At 62.7% G+C, this 15,794-nt stretch carries 16 protein-coding genes; 7 read left to right on the forward strand and 9 right to left on the reverse strand.

What is annotated here, in order from left to right:
- Positions 1-16: 16 nt before the first annotated feature.
- Entirely contained in the window at positions 17-490 is a 474-nt protein-coding gene (locus R1T40_RS10875; protein ID WP_106162120.1) for a GatB/YqeY domain-containing protein, read from the reverse strand.
- A 186-nt stretch (positions 491-676) separates the two neighbouring features.
- Here R1T40_RS10875 and carA point away from each other — a divergent pair, with 186 nt between their 5' ends.
- Both carA and R1T40_RS10885 read left to right on the forward strand, forming a co-directional pair.
- Positions 677-1,837: a glutamine-hydrolyzing carbamoyl-phosphate synthase small subunit gene (gene carA, locus R1T40_RS10880; protein WP_106162119.1), complete on the forward strand. Its 1,161-nt coding sequence runs from the start codon at positions 677-679 to the stop codon at positions 1,835-1,837.
- 126 nt (positions 1,838-1,963) lie between these two features.
- Positions 1,964-3,757: a glycosyltransferase family 2 protein gene (locus tag R1T40_RS10885; protein ID WP_317384109.1), complete on the forward strand. Its 1,794-nt coding sequence runs from the start codon at positions 1,964-1,966 to the stop codon at positions 3,755-3,757.
- On the opposite strand, the gene R1T40_RS10890 is transcribed toward R1T40_RS10885, so the two are convergent.
- Positions 3,754-4,404, reverse strand: a complete 651-nt coding sequence (locus R1T40_RS10890; protein WP_106162327.1) for a GntR family transcriptional regulator — start codon at positions 4,402-4,404, stop codon at positions 3,754-3,756. The two genes, R1T40_RS10885 and R1T40_RS10890, sit on opposite strands and share 4 nt — an antisense overlap.
- A gap of 123 nt (positions 4,405-4,527) precedes the next feature.
- Here R1T40_RS10890 and R1T40_RS10895 point away from each other — a divergent pair, with 123 nt between their 5' ends.
- The 3 genes from R1T40_RS10895 to R1T40_RS10905 all read left to right on the forward strand — a co-directional run bounded on the left by R1T40_RS10895 (position 4,528) and on the right by R1T40_RS10905 (position 6,785).
- Entirely contained in the window at positions 4,528-5,172 is a 645-nt protein-coding gene (locus tag R1T40_RS10895) for a pyrimidine 5'-nucleotidase (protein WP_317384110.1), read from the forward strand.
- Between the two features lie 83 nt (positions 5,173-5,255).
- The gene (locus tag R1T40_RS10900) at positions 5,256-5,504 is read left to right on the forward strand and encodes a hypothetical protein (protein ID WP_317384111.1); all 249 of its coding nucleotides are present in this window, start codon (positions 5,256-5,258) and stop codon (positions 5,502-5,504) included.
- 84 nt (positions 5,505-5,588) lie between these two features.
- Positions 5,589-6,785 (forward strand): UbiH/UbiF family hydroxylase, encoded by a 1,197-nt coding sequence (locus tag R1T40_RS10905; RefSeq protein WP_317384112.1) that lies wholly within the window; start codon positions 5,589-5,591, stop codon positions 6,783-6,785.
- Between the two features lie 72 nt (positions 6,786-6,857).
- Here R1T40_RS10905 and R1T40_RS10910 read toward each other — a convergent pair whose 3' ends face one another.
- The 3 genes from R1T40_RS10910 to R1T40_RS10920 form a co-directional block, all read right to left on the reverse strand.
- On the reverse strand, positions 6,858-7,982 hold the full coding sequence (locus tag R1T40_RS10910; RefSeq protein WP_317384113.1) for an aminotransferase class V-fold PLP-dependent enzyme: 1,125 nt from the start codon (positions 7,980-7,982) through the stop codon (positions 6,858-6,860).
- A gap of 131 nt (positions 7,983-8,113) precedes the next feature.
- Complete coding sequence (locus R1T40_RS10915; RefSeq protein WP_106162113.1) at positions 8,114-8,572, reverse strand: Lrp/AsnC family transcriptional regulator; 459 nt, start codon at positions 8,570-8,572, stop codon at positions 8,114-8,116.
- Positions 8,569-9,024, reverse strand: coding sequence for an Lrp/AsnC family transcriptional regulator (locus R1T40_RS10920; protein ID WP_106162112.1), 456 nt, complete (start codon positions 9,022-9,024; stop codon positions 8,569-8,571). The genes R1T40_RS10915 and R1T40_RS10920 overlap by 4 nt, the downstream gene beginning before the upstream one ends.
- Before the next feature lie 135 nt (positions 9,025-9,159).
- Here R1T40_RS10920 and ilvC point away from each other — a divergent pair, with 135 nt between their 5' ends.
- Together ilvC and R1T40_RS10930 are read left to right on the forward strand one after the other, a co-directional pair.
- Positions 9,160-10,182, forward strand: a complete 1,023-nt coding sequence (ilvC, locus tag R1T40_RS10925) for a ketol-acid reductoisomerase (protein ID WP_317384114.1) — start codon at positions 9,160-9,162, stop codon at positions 10,180-10,182.
- A gap of 187 nt (positions 10,183-10,369) precedes the next feature.
- Positions 10,370-11,290, forward strand: coding sequence for a DMT family transporter (locus tag R1T40_RS10930; protein WP_317384115.1), 921 nt, complete (start codon positions 10,370-10,372; stop codon positions 11,288-11,290).
- A gap of 219 nt (positions 11,291-11,509) precedes the next feature.
- Here R1T40_RS10930 and glmM read toward each other — a convergent pair whose 3' ends face one another.
- The 4 genes from glmM to R1T40_RS10950 all read right to left on the reverse strand — a co-directional run bounded on the left by glmM (position 11,510) and on the right by R1T40_RS10950 (position 15,624).
- Positions 11,510-12,853 carry a phosphoglucosamine mutase gene (gene glmM, locus R1T40_RS10935; RefSeq protein WP_317384116.1) on the reverse strand — a complete coding sequence of 448 codons (1,344 nt, stop codon included), beginning with the start codon at positions 12,851-12,853 and terminating at the stop codon, positions 11,510-11,512.
- A 62-nt stretch (positions 12,854-12,915) separates the two neighbouring features.
- Entirely contained in the window at positions 12,916-13,911 is a 996-nt protein-coding gene (folP, locus tag R1T40_RS10940; protein WP_317384117.1) for a dihydropteroate synthase, read from the reverse strand.
- The gene (locus R1T40_RS10945; protein ID WP_317384118.1) at positions 13,908-14,828 is read right to left on the reverse strand and encodes a dihydroneopterin aldolase; all 921 of its coding nucleotides are present in this window, start codon (positions 14,826-14,828) and stop codon (positions 13,908-13,910) included. Before R1T40_RS10945 ends, folP begins: the two co-directional genes overlap by 4 nt.
- Before the next feature lie 151 nt (positions 14,829-14,979).
- Positions 14,980-15,624, reverse strand: coding sequence for a cell wall hydrolase (locus tag R1T40_RS10950; RefSeq protein ID WP_243394914.1), 645 nt, complete (start codon positions 15,622-15,624; stop codon positions 14,980-14,982).
- Between the last annotated feature and the right edge of the window lie 170 nt (positions 15,625-15,794).

Here is a 15,794-nt window from a genome sequence, read left to right on the forward strand (position 1 = left end):
ACCCGTCAGCGTCGGTTCAGCAACCGCCAGCTGTACAGAGCTGATCCTTAACCATCGGACCTACCTTACCAAAATCCATCTGGCCGGTATATTTGGACTTCAACACGCCCATCACCTTGCCCATGTCGCGAATGGAATCGGCACCGGTCTCGTTCACGGCAGCCTTGACTGCGGTGGAGATCTCACCTTCGGACAACTGCTTGGGCAGAAACTCCTCGATGATGGCAATCTCGCCCATCTCGCGCTCTGCGAGGTCCAGACGCCCACCCTCTTCGTAGGCACGCACGCTCTCGTTCCGTTGCTTGGTCATCTTGCCGAGGATGGCCAGGACTTCGTCATCGCTGATCCCACCCTCTTCACCGTCACCTCGAGCCGCGATCTCGCGGTCCTTGATGGCGGCATTGATCAGACGAAGGGTACAGAGACGATCCGACGCCTTGTCCTTCATTGCCTGCTTGAGGGCCTCGTTGACCCGGGTACGCGTATCCATGTGCTCTCTTCGTCCATGTGGAACAAGAAGGCACAGTATTAATCAAAGACAACACCACATTCAAGCGCCGCCTCCGTGGCGTGATCCGTCGGTAAAACCAATTGTCCGTTGCCCCGTTCAGTGCTTGACCCCGGCCCACGCGGGTCATATTCATGCGCGAATTTTGCCCGCATGGAGAGTTGAGTCATGGTCGATACCGTTTCGCCGAAGCCAACCGCCTGCCTGGCCCTTGCAGATGGCACCGTGTTCTACGGACACGGGTTCGGCGCCACTGGACGATGCGTGGCCGAACTGTGTTTCAACACCGCCATGACCGGCTATCAGGAGATCATGACTGATCCCTCCTACGCTGGCCAGATCGTCACCTTCACCTTCCCCCATATCGGCAACACCGGCGTCACGCCCGAAGACGACGAGACCGCAGATCCGGTGGCCGCCGGCATGGTGGTGAAATGGGACCCGACGCTGGCGTCGAACTGGCGCACCACCGAGGAGCTGAAATCCTGGCTCACCCGCACCGGACGCATCGCAATCGGCGGCATCGACACCCGCCGCCTGACCCGCGCGATCCGCCAGCAAGGCGCGCCGCATGTGGCACTGGAGCACAATCCAGACGGCATCTTTGATGTCGAGGCGCTGGTGGCGCAAGCGCGCGGCTGGCCGGGCCTTGAGGGTATGGACCTAGCCAAGGACGTGACCTGCGCGCAATCCTACCGCTGGGACGAGATGCGGTGGGCCTGGCCGGACGGCTATACCCGGCAGGAAGACCCCAAGCACAAGGTCGTCGCCATTGACTATGGCGCCAAGCGCAACATCCTGCGCTGCCTGGCCTCTGCTGGCTGTGACGTCACCGTATTGCCCGCCACCGCCACCTCGGAAGAGGTGCTGGCGCATCAGCCCGATGGCGTGTTCCTGTCCAACGGCCCCGGTGATCCGGCCGCCACCGGCAGCTACGCTGTGCCGATGATCAAGGATATCCTCGACCAGACCGACCTGCCTGTGTTTGGCATCTGCCTCGGCCACCAGATGCTGGCGCTGGCACTTGGCGCCAAGACCATCAAGATGAACCACGGGCATCACGGCGCCAACCATCCGGTCAAGGAAAGCGGCACTGGCAAGGTTGAAATCACCTCGATGAACCACGGGTTTGCGGTGGATGCGCAATCCCTGCCCGACGGCGTGGAAGAAACTCATATCTCGCTGTTTGATGGCTCCAACTGCGGCATCCGCATGAAGGACCGCCCGGTCTATTCCGTGCAGCACCACCCCGAGGCAAGCCCGGGCCCGCAGGACAGCTTCTATCTGTTCGAACGGTTCGCAGAGGCGATGGCCGCGCGGAAGGCCTGACCAGCACAGCATGAGACGACATGCACCACCCGGCAGAGCCTCTCTGTCGGGTGTTTTTCTTTGTGTTTACGGTTGATTACGCGCGATTTACTTTGTCCAACCGCCCTGCCCTGCTAGCCGTAGACGATGGGCAAGGATCAACAGGACTTGCACAGGCACAGCCGTGTTCTGTTTCGCCGCCCGTCCCGCCGCACGTCGGGATGGCCCCTGCGTCGTGATCCGGACCTCGGCGATATTCACCGCGACCACCTGAACAATCTGGCACGGCTGGAAGAGATCCGCGCGAGACCGACTCGCCTTGCCGCATCGCATGAACCGCATGTGGGTGTACTCGCCTTGCGTCCGGCCAGCTTCTGGCTGCGCCACCGGGTCGTTCCACTCGACACGTTGGGCCGCACCGTGATGATGCTGATGGCCGACCCCGGTAACGTCGCCATCCTGCGCGATGAGCTGTCGGGGCATTTCGACGACATCATCCCGGTTCCCGCCCCTGCTGCGGGGATCGAGGCCAGCCTCACTGCATATTTCCGCAGGCAAATGACGCAGGCCGCCTCGACTGGCGTTCCCGCACGCCACAGCTGTCGCAGCTTTGATGCAGAGCGTGCCAAGGCACCCGCTGTCGGCGTCGCAGCACTGCTCCTGCTCTGCGCGCTTGTGGCGCCGGGGCTGATGTTCGCCGGTATTGCCGCGCTGGCGATGATGACCCTTCTCCTGTTCACCGGACTGCGCCTGACAGGGATGTGGGCAGCTCTGCGCCAGCCTGCAGGCGCCGAACCGAATACCAGCCTCCACTCAATACCGATGATCTCCGTCATGGTGCCGCTTTATCGTGAGGCCGAAATCGGTCGACATCTGCTGCGCCGTCTTTGTCGCCTCACCTATCCACGCAACCGGATGGAGGTTGCTCTGGTGCTGGAAGACGGGGACACGGTGACACAACAGGCGGTGAAATGTGCCGATCTGCCCGACTGGTTCCGCGTGGTGGAAGTGCCCGGAGATGGCTCCCTCACCACCAAGCCGCGGGCGATGAACTACGCGCTCAACTTCTGTCGCGGGGATATCATCGGCGTCTGGGATGCGGAGGATGCGCCAGAACCGAACCAGCTCGATGTGGTCGCCAGCGCCTTTGAACAGGCCGCACCAGATGTTGTTTGCCTGCAAGGCGTGCTCGATTTTTACAACACAAGCCGGAACTGGATCTCACGCTGCTTCACGCTGGAATATGCGGGCTGGTTCCGGGTGCTGCTACAGGGCATCGCGGGGCTGCAGCTGGTGGTGCCTCTGGGCGGGACAACAGTGTTCATCCGACGCGCCGCGCTGGAACAGCTCGGCGCCTGGGACGCCCATAATGTGACCGAAGATGCGGACCTCGGGGTGCGACTGGCCCGCGCCGGATACCGGACCGAAATGCTCCCTACCACGACCTTTGAAGAGGCAAACAGCCGCGTGGTGCCCTGGATCAAGCAACGCTCCCGCTGGCTGAAGGGGTTCATGATGACCTACCTGGTTCACATGCGGTCCCCGCGCCTGTTACTATCCCAACTGGGCTGGGCGCGTTTCCTGGGGTTTCAGGCGTTTTTCCTCGGCACGCTGGGGCAATTTCTGCTGGCCCCCGTGCTGTGGAGCTTTTGGCTGGTGGCCCTTGGCCTGCCGCATCCCGCCGAAACGGTGCTGGCGCCGGGTTTTCTGATCGCGGTGGCCTCCAGCCTGATTCTGTTCGAAGCGCTCAATATCTGCGTCTGGATCTGTGGCGCACGCGCGTCGGGCCGGCCCCTGCTTGCGCTTTGGGCCGTCGCCATGCCGTTCTACTTCGCGATGGGGTGTTTCGCCGCCTACAAGGCGCTGTGGGAGGTCTTCGCCGCGCCGTTTTTCTGGGACAAGACCGCTCATGGCGACCATGGCGGCACAAGTGAGGGCTAGCCGCCCCGCTTGCCCGCATCCTGTTTCAGCCGGGTGGTGAAAGCCACGGAGATATGATCCTTCAGCGCCTGGCTCGCGGCAGCCTCATCGCGGTTCTTGATCGCCGCGACGATTGCCTTGTGCTCGGTCTGCGCGATACGTCCACGTCCCTCGGCAGCCAGCGACGTGGTTGCCATCAACGCCATGGAGCGATGCACCAGATCCAGCTGCTGCACCAGATAGCGGTTGTGGGAGGCCAGGTGAATTTGCTGATGAAAGCGCCGGTTGGCCTTGGACAACTCCACCGGCTGATCAACAAGGGCATCGTCCGCCGCGACCATGTCGCTCAGCACTTGGACTTCCTCGTCGGTGGCATGGCGCGCTGCCAGCGCCGCCGCCAGCCCCTCCAGTTCCCGCCGCACCACATAAAGCTCTGCCATCTGGTTGTGATCCAGCGAGGCCACGATCAGCGACCGCCCGTCGCGCTCCAGCAGGCTCTGGGTTTCCAGCCGCTGCAGCGCCTCACGGATCGGGGTGCGCGAGACCCCGAAACGCTCCGCCAGATCGCTTTCCACCAGACGATCACCGGGCTTGAACACCCCCACGTCGATCGCGTCCAAGATCAGCCCGTAGGCATCTTTCTGCGTGCTGCTCTTCGTCTGGTTCATTGCGATCATGACCTCCCTCGCATCGCAACTGTCTACGCCCCCACCCGCCGCCGATCAAGCCTGCGGCGCCCAAAGCCCTTTCCACCATTGCAAATTTGCGTACAGCGCCCTAGGTCTCGGGCTATGGTCAAACAGTCTTTCTCTCACGTTGAACACTGGGTGTTCGATCTCGACAATACGCTCTATCACCCCTCTGCCCGGCTGTTCGATCAGATCGAGGCGAAGATGATCGCCTATGTGATGGAGACACTCGGGGTCGATCACGGCGCTGCAGACAAGATGCGCGGCGATTACTGGCGCAACCATGGCACCACGCTGGCGGGGCTGATGGCGGATCATGACATCGATCCGGACCCGTTCCTGGTGGCGGTGCACGACATCTCGCTCGACCATCTGGAACCGGATCAGGTGCTGGCCGATCACATCACCGCCCTGCCCGGGCGCAAGATCGTCTATACAAACGGCTCCGCCCCCTATGCAGAACGGGTTCTGGCGGCGCGCGGATTGTCGGGGTTGTTTGATGGCATCTATGGCGTCGAACACGCGGGCTATCGTCCAAAACCGGAACGCACCGCCTTTGAACGGGTGTTTGCGCAGGCCGGAGTGGACACCAGCAAGGCTGCCATGTTCGAGGACGACCCGCGCAACCTCAGCGCACCGCACGCCATGGGCATGCGCACTGTCCACGTGGCCCCCGAGGTCTTTGCGGGTGAGCACATCCATCACCACACGATGGACCTGACCGCGTTCCTCGGCCACCTGCGGTAGCCTGTCGCAGCGACCAAATGCGCATGTCAGACGCATGTTATCGCTCCTATATCCTGCGGGTAACACGCATGACGGAGCCTGACATGACCGCCTACACCTTACCGCCCAAACTCACCACCTTCGAGCGCATTGTCTTTCGACTGCCGATCCTTGGCCGGATCTGGAAAGAGGTGAGCTATGGCGACGAGGGCAACGTCTACTATGCGCTTGCCACCTTCTTCAGCCTATGGGGCATCTTGGTGATGCTGTTTGGCCTGCCCGGTCTCTACCTGCCTGCGGTCGCCTTGGTGCCGATCATGTTTGTGATCCTGATCCTGATCTCGCGCGGCTAAGTCCCCTGCGGCACAGAGCCGCTTGTCATCCGCCCGCCCCGCGCCCTATGTCTCCTGTCAATGGAACAGCGCGGGGCCGTGGCGATGAGCGAGACATGTGACATCCTGATTTCCGGCGGCGGTATCGCCGGGTTGACCGCGGCGGCCACCTTTGCCGCGCGGGGCTTTTCGGTGATCTGCGTTGATCCGACGGCGCCGGTGACCGCGCGCGAGGATGCAGGCGCCGATCTGCGCACCACCGCCTTTCTGCAACCGGCAAAATCGCTGCTGGACGACGCCGGGCTCTGGTCCCGGCTTGCGCCCCATGCCGCGCCCTTGCAGATCATGCGCATCATTGACGCAGGCGGCGAGGCACCAGAGCCGCGCGTGGTGCGTGAATTCAACGCTGCAGAGATCTCCGACCTGCCCTTTGGCTGGAACCTGCCCAACTGGCTGCTGCGGCGCGAAATGCTGGGCCGCATCGGTGAGCTGGCCAATGCGGATTTCCGCCCCGGCGTCGGCACAAGCGCCCTGTTCACCCGCACCAACGAGGCCCGTGTCACGCTGAGCGATGGCAGCCGCGTGAGCTGCAAGCTGGTGCTGGCCTGCGACGGTCGCGCCTCACCGATGCGGGAAGCGGCTGGGATCAACGTGCACACCACCCGCTACGGGCAAAAGGCGCTGGCCTTTGCCGTCAGTCATGATCTGCCGCATCAGAATGTCTCCACCGAAATCCACCGCACCGGCGGCCCTTTCACGCTGGTGCCGCTGCCGGATCGCGACGGACGCCCGTCCTCGGCCATCGTCTGGATGGAGACCAGCGCCAATGCCGACCGTTTCGCCGCATTGGATGAGACGGCTTTTGAGACGGAGATGAACACCCGATCCTGTGGTGTATTGGGGCAGTTGAAACTGGCCTCGCGCCGCACGCTCTGGCCGATCATCAGCCAGCGGGCGGAGCGGCTGGTCGGCGAACGCATCGCGCTGATGGCCGAAGCCGCGCATGTGGTGCCGCCGATCGGGGCGCAGGGGTTGAACATGTCGCTCACCGATCTGCGCACGCTTGTCGATCTCGCCGAAGCCCGCCCCGAGGGGCTGGGCGATCAGGCGATGCTTGATGCCTATGACAAGGCCCGCCATAGCGACATCAAGCTGCGGGTCAGCGGCATTGATCTGCTCAACCGTGCCTCGATGATCGAGGCACGGCCTCTGCGGGATTTGCGGGCCGGTGGGCTCAATGCGCTTTATTCCCTGCCGCAGGTGCGCAAGATGCTGATGCAGATGGGGCTTGGCGTGCGCTGACGTAGAAACGGGCTTGCCCTGATGGACAAGCCCGTGCCTCCGGCGGAGGTATTTCTGAAAAGATGAAAGGTCTCAGAGTACCTGATCAAGCACGGTTTTGAGCCGCGACAGTGTGCCGTGCACGTCATAAAGCTTGTCGAGACCAAAGAGACCAAGCCGGAAGGTCATGAAGCCTTCGGGCTCGTCCACCGCCAGCGGCACCCCGGCCGCGATCTGCATGCCCTGCGCCGCAAACTTCTTGCCATTCTGGATCTGCGGATCATCGGTGTAGCTGACCACCACGCCGGGTGCGCCGAACCCCTCGGCGGCGACCGAGGTCACGCCTTTCTTCTCCAGCATCTCGCGCACGCCATTGCCAAGCCGCCATTGCGCCTCGCGCAGGCGGTTGAAGCCATAGTCGCGGGTCTCCACCATGGTATCGCGGAAGGCGCGCAGGGCGTCGGTCGGCATGGTGGCATGATAGGCGTGACCGCCGTCCTCATAGGCCTGCATGATGGCGCGCCATTTCTTCAGGTCGATGGCAAAACTGTCGGAGGTGGTCTCCTCCAATTGCGCCAGCGCCCGTTTGGAGAGCATCACCAGACCGGCGGAGGGCGCCGCGCTCCAGCCCTTTTGCGGCGCGGAGATCAGCACATCGACGCCGGTGGCTTTCATGTCGACCCAGGCGCAGCCGGAGGCGATGCAATCAAGCACCATCAGCGCACCGACCTCATGGGCGGCCTCGGCCATGGCCGTCACATAGGCGTCGGGCAAGATCACGCCTGCGGCGGTTTCCACATGCGGCGCAAAGACGATCGACGGTTTCTGTTCGCGGATCGCGGCGGTGACGTCCTCGATGGGGGCGGGTGCGAAGGGCGATTGCGCGCCGTTTCCGGTCTGGCGCGCTTTCATCACGGTGGCGGAACTGGTCAGCCCGCCGGTCTCGAAGATCTGGCTCCAGCGGTAGGAAAACCAGCCGTTCCTGACCACCAATGCGTCCTGATCGCGGGCGAACTGGCGGGCCACCGCCTCCATCGCGTAGGTGCCACCACCGGGGATCAGGGCGGTGGCCTCGGCCTTGTAAACGTCCTTCAGCATGCCGTTGATATCCAGCATGACCTGCTGGAACTCCTTTGACATGTGGTTCAGCGACCGGTCGGTGAAGACCACGGAAAACTCATCAAGACCATCGGGGTCGACCGTATCCAAGAGGGCCATGCAAAATCTCCTTACTGAGTCTGAGGCTGCATACGGCAAGACCGCAGCCGGTTGCCCATTGTCATGGCAGAGCCGCCCCGCAGGCTCAAGCACCGCGTTGCTACAGGATCTGATGCAAAAGCCGAAAGATGCTAGCCCAGCGGGCCGGGACGCCGTTCCTCGGACAGGAGCACATTGGCATCCACGTTGCCCACGCCCGGTAGCGTCATGATCCGGCGGCGCAGCACCCGTTCAAAATCGGCGATGTCACGCGCCACCACCCTTAGGCGATAGTCATATAGGCCGAGCACATGTTCCACCGTCTGCACCTCGGGGATGGCAGAGACCGCGCGTTCGAAATCATCCAGGCTGACGCGCCCCTTGGTGGCCAGCTTGATACCAAGGAAGACGGTGACGCCAAAGCCCAGCTTTTCGGTGTCCAGATCCAGCACCCGATGCGACAGAATGCCCGCTGCCTCCAGCCGTTTGATCCGCCGCCATGTGGCCGGCTGACTGAGGCCAAGAGCGCGCCCCAAGGCCCCGGCTGTCTGGGCTGCGTCCTGCGACAGCGCCCGGAGCAGCGCGAGATCGATCTGATCCAGCGCGTTCATAGCGGCAGCCCCATGCTGGTCTTGATCTTCGCCACATGCATCAAGGCCTCGATATCGGCGATATTGGGCAGCTGTAGGATGCGGTCGCGATAAATCGCCTGATAATGCGGCATGTCCCGTGCGATCACACTCAGGCGCACATCTACCTGACCGAGGAACGTCTGGATCTCCAGCACCTCCGGGATCTCGCGCGCTGCCGGGATGAATTCGTCAAAGGCGCGTGGGTTGGTCTTGTCCAGCGTCACCCGCAACGAGACTTCCACCGCATACCCAAGCGCCGCCCAGTCGATCACGGCCCGGGTCCCTTTCAGCACGCCCCCCTCGCGCAGCTTCTCCAGCCGCCGCGACAGGCGTGAGGCCGTGAGCCCCAGACGGTCGGCGAGATCCGGCAGCGATTGACCGGGGTCGCCCTGAAGGTTGCGCAATATGCGTCGGTCGAGATCATCAAGCATGAAAACCACATTATTATCTCTCTACGCGAATATCCATCGCGAAATTTCTTCACTTCATGCGCATAGCTGCCTCGCATCTATCATTGCGCCACCTATGATCGCAGTCAGACAGAAACTCGACGAAGGATAGATCCGATGCGTGTGTATTATGATCGCGACTGCGACGTGAACCTCATCAAGGAAAAGAAAGTGGCGATCCTGGGCTATGGCTCGCAAGGTCACGCCCATGCGCTGAACCTGCGCGATTCCGGTGCCAAGAACCTCGTCGTGGCCCTGCGCGAAGGCTCCGCCTCCGCCAAGAAAGCCGAAGGCGAAGGCCTGACCGTGATGGGCATCGCCGAAGCCGCGGCCTGGTGTGACGTGATCATGTTCACCATGCCCGACGAGCTGCAGGCCGAGACCTACAAGAAATACGTGCACGACAACATCAAACCCGGCGCGGCGATCGCATTTGCCCACGGTCTGAACGTGCACTTCGGCCTGATCGAGCCGAAAGAAGGCGTCGACGTCATCATGATGGCGCCCAAAGGCCCCGGTCACACCGTGCGCGGCGAATACACCAAAGGCGGCGGCGTTCCCTGCCTCGTGGCGGTTCACAACGACGCATCCGGCTCCGCGCTGGAAACCGCGCTGTCCTATTGCTCCGCCATCGGTGGTGGTCGCTCGGGCATCATCGAAACCAACTTCCGCGAAGAATGCGAAACCGACCTGTTCGGCGAGCAAGCCGTTCTCTGCGGCGGTCTGGTCGAGCTGATCCGCTGCGGCTTTGAAACCCTGGTCGAGGCCGGCTACGCGCCGGAAATGGCCTATTTCGAGTGTCTGCACGAAGTGAAGCTGATCGTGGACCTGATCTATGAAGGCGGCATCGCCAACATGGATTACTCGATCTCCAACACTGCAGAATATGGCCAGTACGTCACCGGCCCGCGCATCCTGAAGTACGACGAGACCAAAGCCCGCATGAAGGAAGTCCTCGCCGACATCCAGCAGGGCAAGTTCGTGCGCGACTTCATGCTGGAGAACGCCGTGGGTCAGCCGACCATCAAAGCATCCCGCCGTGCCAATGACGAGCATGCGATCGAGGCCACCGGCGCCAAGCTGCGTGAAATGATGCCTTGGATCTCTGCTGGCAAGATGGTCGACAAGTCCAAGAACTAAGCTTCCCGCCTGCGGCTGTCACGGCCGCAGCCCGGACCTTGGAAAGGCGCTCCGGACCACCGGGGCGCCTTATTGCTGTCCGGCCAGCTGTATCACATCCGCAGCGAACGGATCGCGCCAGCCCGACGGAGCGCAACTGTCAGCGCCTGCTTCAGCACGCGCCATTACCGATCAGAAGGAAGCTGTCATGCCCGAAATTGCACCCCGTTACTGGGCCATGGTCGCAGCCCTCGGCCTGACCTGGGGCGCCACTTTCATGGTGGTGGAACTGGCGTTGCAGGGCATCACCCCGTTCTGGCTTGCCGCCGGGCGCATCGGCTTTGCGGCGGTTCTGTTGACGGCGGTCTGGGGGCTGCGCGGCTTTCGCCTATTTACCGGCGCAAGCAACTGGCCCGTTGTGGTGATGGTCGGCATCCTCAGCTCCACCCTGCCCTTCATTCTGATCAGCTGGGGGCTGCAGCATGTAACCTCGGGCTTTGCCGGGGTCAGCATGTCGGCAATCCCGCTGATGGTGCTGCCGCTGGCGCATTTCTTCGCCTCCGAGCCGCTGACTCTGCGTCGCCTCATCGGCGTGGTGATCGGCTTTTTCGGCGTGGCGCTGCTGATCGGCGGCCAGGCCTTCGAGAGCATCGGCACCGATCTGGAATGGGCCGGACGTCTGGCCTGCCTCGGGGCAGCGGCCTGCTACTCGGTTTCCTCAATATCGGTGCGCCGCCTGCCGGAAGTGGACCCGGTGGGACTGGCATCGGTGCTGCTGCTGATCGGCGCGGTGGGGATCATCCCTGCGGCCTGGCTTGTCGAGGGCCCGCCGCCCGCCATCTCGCAAGAGACCTGGATGTGGCTCGCGATCCTCGGACTGATCCCGACGGCGGGGGCAAACCTGCTGCGTGTGCTGTTGATCCGCGGCGCCGGCCCGACTTTCATGAGCCTCACCAACTACCTGGTACCGGTCTGCGCGGTGTTTTTTGGCGCGCTGATCCTCGGCGAACCGCTGCCCGGAACGCTGATCTGGGCGCTGGCGCTGATCCTCTCTGGTGTGGCGCTCAGCCAATTCGGCGCCCTCAAGAGGCTGTTCGGTCTGTCCCGTCCCGCGGCAGCACGGCAATAGCCGAAGCGCTCGCCGATCTTGTCTGAGTCACATATGCAGGCAATCCAGTTTGGCACGGCGCTGCGCTGACGCACGGCGCCTCCGCCTGCGCTTCATCTTTTCACAAATATCTCGGGGGTGAGGGCTTCCGCCCGAGGGGGCAGCGCCCCCTACCGCGCGCCGGGCCATAGGCCCGGCGCGCGGGTCCGCCCGGACAAACCGGGCGGAAACAGAAACGGATCAGGCTGTTGCCGCTTCTACCGCAGAAACCACATCGCTGACGGTCCGGTTCAACAACTCGGGGTCTTCGCTCTCTGCCATCACCCGGATCAGCGGTTCGGTCCCGGACTTGCGGATCAGCAAGCGCCCCTGCCCGTTCAGCTGTCCTTCCGCACGGGTGATCGCGTCCTGAACAGACCCGGCTTCCAAAGGAACTTGTCCGGCCTCGAACCGCACATTCTTCAGCAACTGCGGCACCGGCTCGAATTGACGCGCCAGTTCGGACGCTTTCTGACCACTCCGCACCATCTCGGCCAGGAAGTGCAACCCCGCCATCAAACCATCCCCGGTGGTGGCATAGTCGCTCATCACGATGTGACCCGACTGCTCGCCGCCGAGGTTGAAACCACCCTGCCGCATGCGCTCGACCACATAGCGGTCCCCGACGCCTGTGCGTTCAAGACCAATACCGCGATCCTGCAGGAACCGCTCCAGGCCGAGGTTCGACATCACCGTCGCAACCAGCGCCCCGCCCGTCAGACGCCCGTCCGCCGCCCAGGCCGAGGCCAGCAACGCCATCAGCTGGTCGCCATCCGCCACGGTGCCGGTCTCATCGATGAGGATCACCCGATCCGCATCCCCGTCCAGGCAAATCCCCACATGCGCGCCATGCGCCACAACGGTTTCTGCAGCAACGCCAGGCTGTGTCGAGCCACAGCCTCGGTTGATATTCTTGCCGTCGGGAGAGACGCCGACCGGGATCACATCTGCACCCAGCTCCCACAGGATCTCCGGCGCCGTCCGGTGCGCCGCGCCATTGGCGCAATCGATCACGACACGCAGACCGTCGAGACGCATGTCGCGTGGCAAAGAGCTCTTGATTCGTTCGCCATAGCGAAACCGCGCATCATCAATCCGCTTGGCGCGGCCGATGTTATGGGCTTGGGCAAGTTCGACCCCGCTCTCAATCAGCGCCTCCAGCTCAAGTTCCACTTCATCTGAAAGCTTGTAGCCATCAGGACCGAAGAACTTGATGCCATTGTCTTCTGCCGGGTTGTGGCTGGCGGAGATCATCACGCCAAGGTCCGCGCGCATTGAACGCGTCATCAAACCGACCGCCGGTGTCGGCACGGGACCGAGCAGCAGCACGTTCATCCCGGTGGAGGTCAGCCCCGCCGTCAACGCATTCTCGAACATATAGCCCGACAATCGCGTGTCTTTGCCGATTACCACACGATGGACCGTTTCGGTCTCGCGGCGGAAATACCGACCCACCGCTGCGCCAATACGCAGCGCCATGTCCGCAGTCATGGGGTGCAGGTTGGCCTGGCCCCGCACACCGTCGGTTCCAAAGAGTTTGCGCATTTCTGCCGCTCCTATGCCCGGTGCGCTGCCGGGCTAGACACGCCGACAGCCGCCAAAGTCTGTTATCGTGTCGCCTGCCACAGGCGCAACGCTTGGGCGGTTTCGGCAACATCATGCACCCTTAGCAATTGCACGCCTTGGGCAACGCCCGCAAGACCCACCGCGATGGAACCCGGAGCGCGGGCCTCGGCCTGCGGTGCTTTGCCGATGGTTCCGATGAAACCCTTGCGAGAAACGCCCAGCAGGATCGGACAGCCTATGCCGTGAAAGACACTGAGATTGCGCAGCAGCGCCAGATTATGCGCCTCGCTCTTACCAAAGCCGATGCCCGGGTCGATCACGATCTGCTCGCGCAGCACGCCGATGGCCTCCAGCTGATCCACCTGCGCGGACAGGAAGTCATAGACGTCCAGCACCACATTGTCGTAGTGCGGATCTTTCTGCATCGTTTGCGGGTCGCCCTGCGCATGCATCACACAGACCGGTACGCCGGCCTGTGCCGCCAGGGGGGCCAAGGCCGCATCGAAGGTGAAGCCTGAGACATCATTGACCAGCGAAGCGCCCGCTTCCAGCGCCTCCATTGCCACTGTGGCCTTGCGGGTGTCGATCGAGATCGGCACGGCGCTGGCGTCGCGCAGGGCGGCGATCACCGGCGCGGTGCGGGTGATCTCTTCCATTTCCTCAACTTCGATCGCGCCGGGGCGGGTGCTTTCACCGCCGATGTCGATGATCGAGGCACCATCAGCCACCATCTGCAGCGCCGCATCGCGGGCCGCTGACAGCTCGTCATGCTTGCCACCATCGGAGAAACTGTCGGGTGTGACGTTCAGAATGCCCATGATCTGCGGCTGGGTCATATCCAAGCCGGCGATTGTGGCACGACGGCTCATCAGGCGGAGCCGGATCTCTTCCGGCAGCAATCCCGCCGGCACGATGCGCGGCGGGGCACTGCGATCCAGAACTTCGACCTCGGTAAACCATAGCGCGCTACCGGCGAGGTGAATGGCGCCCTCAGGACGCGCATCACCATGACGAACCAAAGGACGGTAATAACTCACAGGGTCTTGTGCTCCTCAGCATGGGCGCGCAGGGGAACACCGGGGTTGTCCGGCAGTTCGGCGCCAATCACGATCATTTCTTCAGCTTCAAAAGTAGAAGCGAACCAGGCCGCAAGTGCAACCGCATTCGACGGCGGCTCGCTCGGTCCTTCGACCGCATCAAGCACGATCTTGGACGGCGCCCAGACACAGATCTGCTCGTTCTTCATTGCCCAGTCCAACTCGGTGCGGGTCTCGACCACGACGCAACGGGGATCCTTTGCCGCCAGACGCCATGCATTCTGCTCGATCGCCAGCAGATCAATGCGACGCTGGGTCCATTTGTGCCCGGTCTGCGGCACGGCAAGTTCGTGTGCGCCCACGCAAAGGATCAGCGGGCGCTCGCGGCACTCCATCTGGTCAATCCAATCGGTCAGATGAGCGCTGTTGATCGCCGCATTGGACAGGAACATCAGCCGGGGATGTGGTTTCACATCCTCCTCACCCTCATGGGTCACCTGATCCGAGGACCGCACCACCTCGACACCCAACGCCCCGGGTCCGCGATCCAGCTTTTCGATACGCACGAAGGCACGCACGGCCTGCGGCTCCCACAGGATGCGCTCGGCCACCCGTTCGGCCAGGGTTTCAAGCAGCGCCAGACGTTCCCGCGCCAGCTCATGGGCGATCGCCTCGGTCACCTTGTCATAAGACAGGATCCGGTCCACGTCGTCGTCCAGATCCGCCGGCAATGGCGCGATCTCCACCACCACGTTGAAACACACCCGCTGGGTGGTGCCGCGTTCCTGCTGGAATGCGCCGATCTCCACCTCGACGATATGGTCACGCAAAGAGATCCGGTCCAACGGACCGGGGCGCGCAGTCGCGGCAGATCGCTCGGATGGATGCGCGAAGGCGAGATGTATATCGGAACTCATGGCGTGGCCTTTGTCTGGCTTTGAACGTAACGGGCGACTGTGTCAGGAGTCACAGGTTTATGTCCGTTCAAAGCAGATAACAGGCCCAGACCCGCCGTGCCAGAGACGGAAAGCGGCGCTTTTCCAACACTGGCACGCAAAATGCGGGGTCTTAGTTCGATGCGGTGCGGTAACGCTCGTCGCGGTAGAAAAGATGCACGCCGATACGCGCGGTCTTGGTGAAGCTGCGTGACCAGCGCGGTTTCACTGCCGTGGTGTGGTAGTAGGTGGCGCCTTCGGTCAGCTTTGGCTTCACACCGTCCAGCATCAGGCGCGCCACCTTGGCCACACGCTCAAACGCACGCGGCTCGGCGATGACCTCTTTGATACCGTCGCAGGTGTAGGTGAACTGGCACTGGTACTTGCGCCCCGTGCCCTGGTTGATCACACCGCAGATGGTATTCGGGAACTGCGCGCTTTTCACCCGGTTCAGGATCACCTCGGCCACGGCGAATTGACCTTGCACGGTCTCGCCCCGGGCCTCGAAGTAAAGCGCTTCCGCAAGGCAGGCAAATTCACTGCCGCCGGTCGCCTCCGGGCGCGTATCAAGGAAGGCACGCGTGTACTGAACCTTGGTGACATTCTTGGTGCGCGTCTGGCGCTTGCCCCCGAGAAAGCGCAACATGCGTTCCTTCGGCGCGGCCTGAAGCGTCGACTGCTCCTGTTTGAAAAGCGCATCCAGCCCCATGTCTGCAGAGGCCATGCTACCGCCAAGTGTTGCCGCGATCACTGCGGCCCACATCAGATTCCGTTTCATTCAGGGTACCCCCGGTCCAACTGCACGCGGCGGCATTCCGACCGCCAGCGACGGCACCGGGTAACGGAAATGCTTCAAAACGTCCAGCCGACCGGACGTATAGCTGCTATGCTCGAAGGCTTAGAGCACAACGCCGATGCGGAGGGCGCAATAGGATGGTCCTGAATTCA

The sequence above is a fragment of the Tritonibacter scottomollicae genome (genome assembly GCF_032924845.1).
GTDB classification, from domain to species: Bacteria; Pseudomonadota; Alphaproteobacteria; order Rhodobacterales; family Rhodobacteraceae; genus Epibacterium; species Epibacterium scottomollicae.

What these genes read in the sequence shown, in the direction of transcription:
- R1T40_RS10875 (WP_106162120.1), bottom strand. Translation starts at nt 490, where the DNA reads ATGGATACGCGTACCCGGGTCAACGAGGCCCTCAAGCAGGCAATGAAG.
- carA (WP_106162119.1), top strand. Translation starts at nt 677, where the DNA reads ATGGTCGATACCGTTTCGCCGAAGCCAACCGCCTGCCTGGCCCTTGCA.
- R1T40_RS10885 (WP_317384109.1), top strand. Translation starts at nt 1,964, where the DNA reads ATGGGCAAGGATCAACAGGACTTGCACAGGCACAGCCGTGTTCTGTTT.
- R1T40_RS10890 (WP_106162327.1), bottom strand. Translation starts at nt 4,404, where the DNA reads ATGAACCAGACGAAGAGCAGCACGCAGAAAGATGCCTACGGGCTGATC.
- R1T40_RS10895 (WP_317384110.1), top strand. Translation starts at nt 4,528, where the DNA reads ATGGTCAAACAGTCTTTCTCTCACGTTGAACACTGGGTGTTCGATCTC.
- R1T40_RS10900 (WP_317384111.1), top strand. Translation starts at nt 5,256, where the DNA reads ATGACCGCCTACACCTTACCGCCCAAACTCACCACCTTCGAGCGCATT.
- R1T40_RS10905 (WP_317384112.1), top strand. Translation starts at nt 5,589, where the DNA reads ATGAGCGAGACATGTGACATCCTGATTTCCGGCGGCGGTATCGCCGGG.
- R1T40_RS10910 (WP_317384113.1), bottom strand. Translation starts at nt 7,982, where the DNA reads ATGGCCCTCTTGGATACGGTCGACCCCGATGGTCTTGATGAGTTTTCC.
- R1T40_RS10915 (WP_106162113.1), bottom strand. Translation starts at nt 8,572, where the DNA reads ATGAACGCGCTGGATCAGATCGATCTCGCGCTGCTCCGGGCGCTGTCG.
- R1T40_RS10920 (WP_106162112.1), bottom strand. Translation starts at nt 9,024, where the DNA reads ATGCTTGATGATCTCGACCGACGCATATTGCGCAACCTTCAGGGCGAC.
- ilvC (WP_317384114.1), top strand. Translation starts at nt 9,160, where the DNA reads ATGCGTGTGTATTATGATCGCGACTGCGACGTGAACCTCATCAAGGAA.
- R1T40_RS10930 (WP_317384115.1), top strand. Translation starts at nt 10,370, where the DNA reads ATGCCCGAAATTGCACCCCGTTACTGGGCCATGGTCGCAGCCCTCGGC.
- glmM (WP_317384116.1), bottom strand. Translation starts at nt 12,853, where the DNA reads ATGCGCAAACTCTTTGGAACCGACGGTGTGCGGGGCCAGGCCAACCTG.
- R1T40_RS10945 (WP_317384118.1), bottom strand. Translation starts at nt 14,828, where the DNA reads ATGAGTTCCGATATACATCTCGCCTTCGCGCATCCATCCGAGCGATCT.
- R1T40_RS10950 (WP_243394914.1), bottom strand. Translation starts at nt 15,624, where the DNA reads ATGAAACGGAATCTGATGTGGGCCGCAGTGATCGCGGCAACACTTGGC.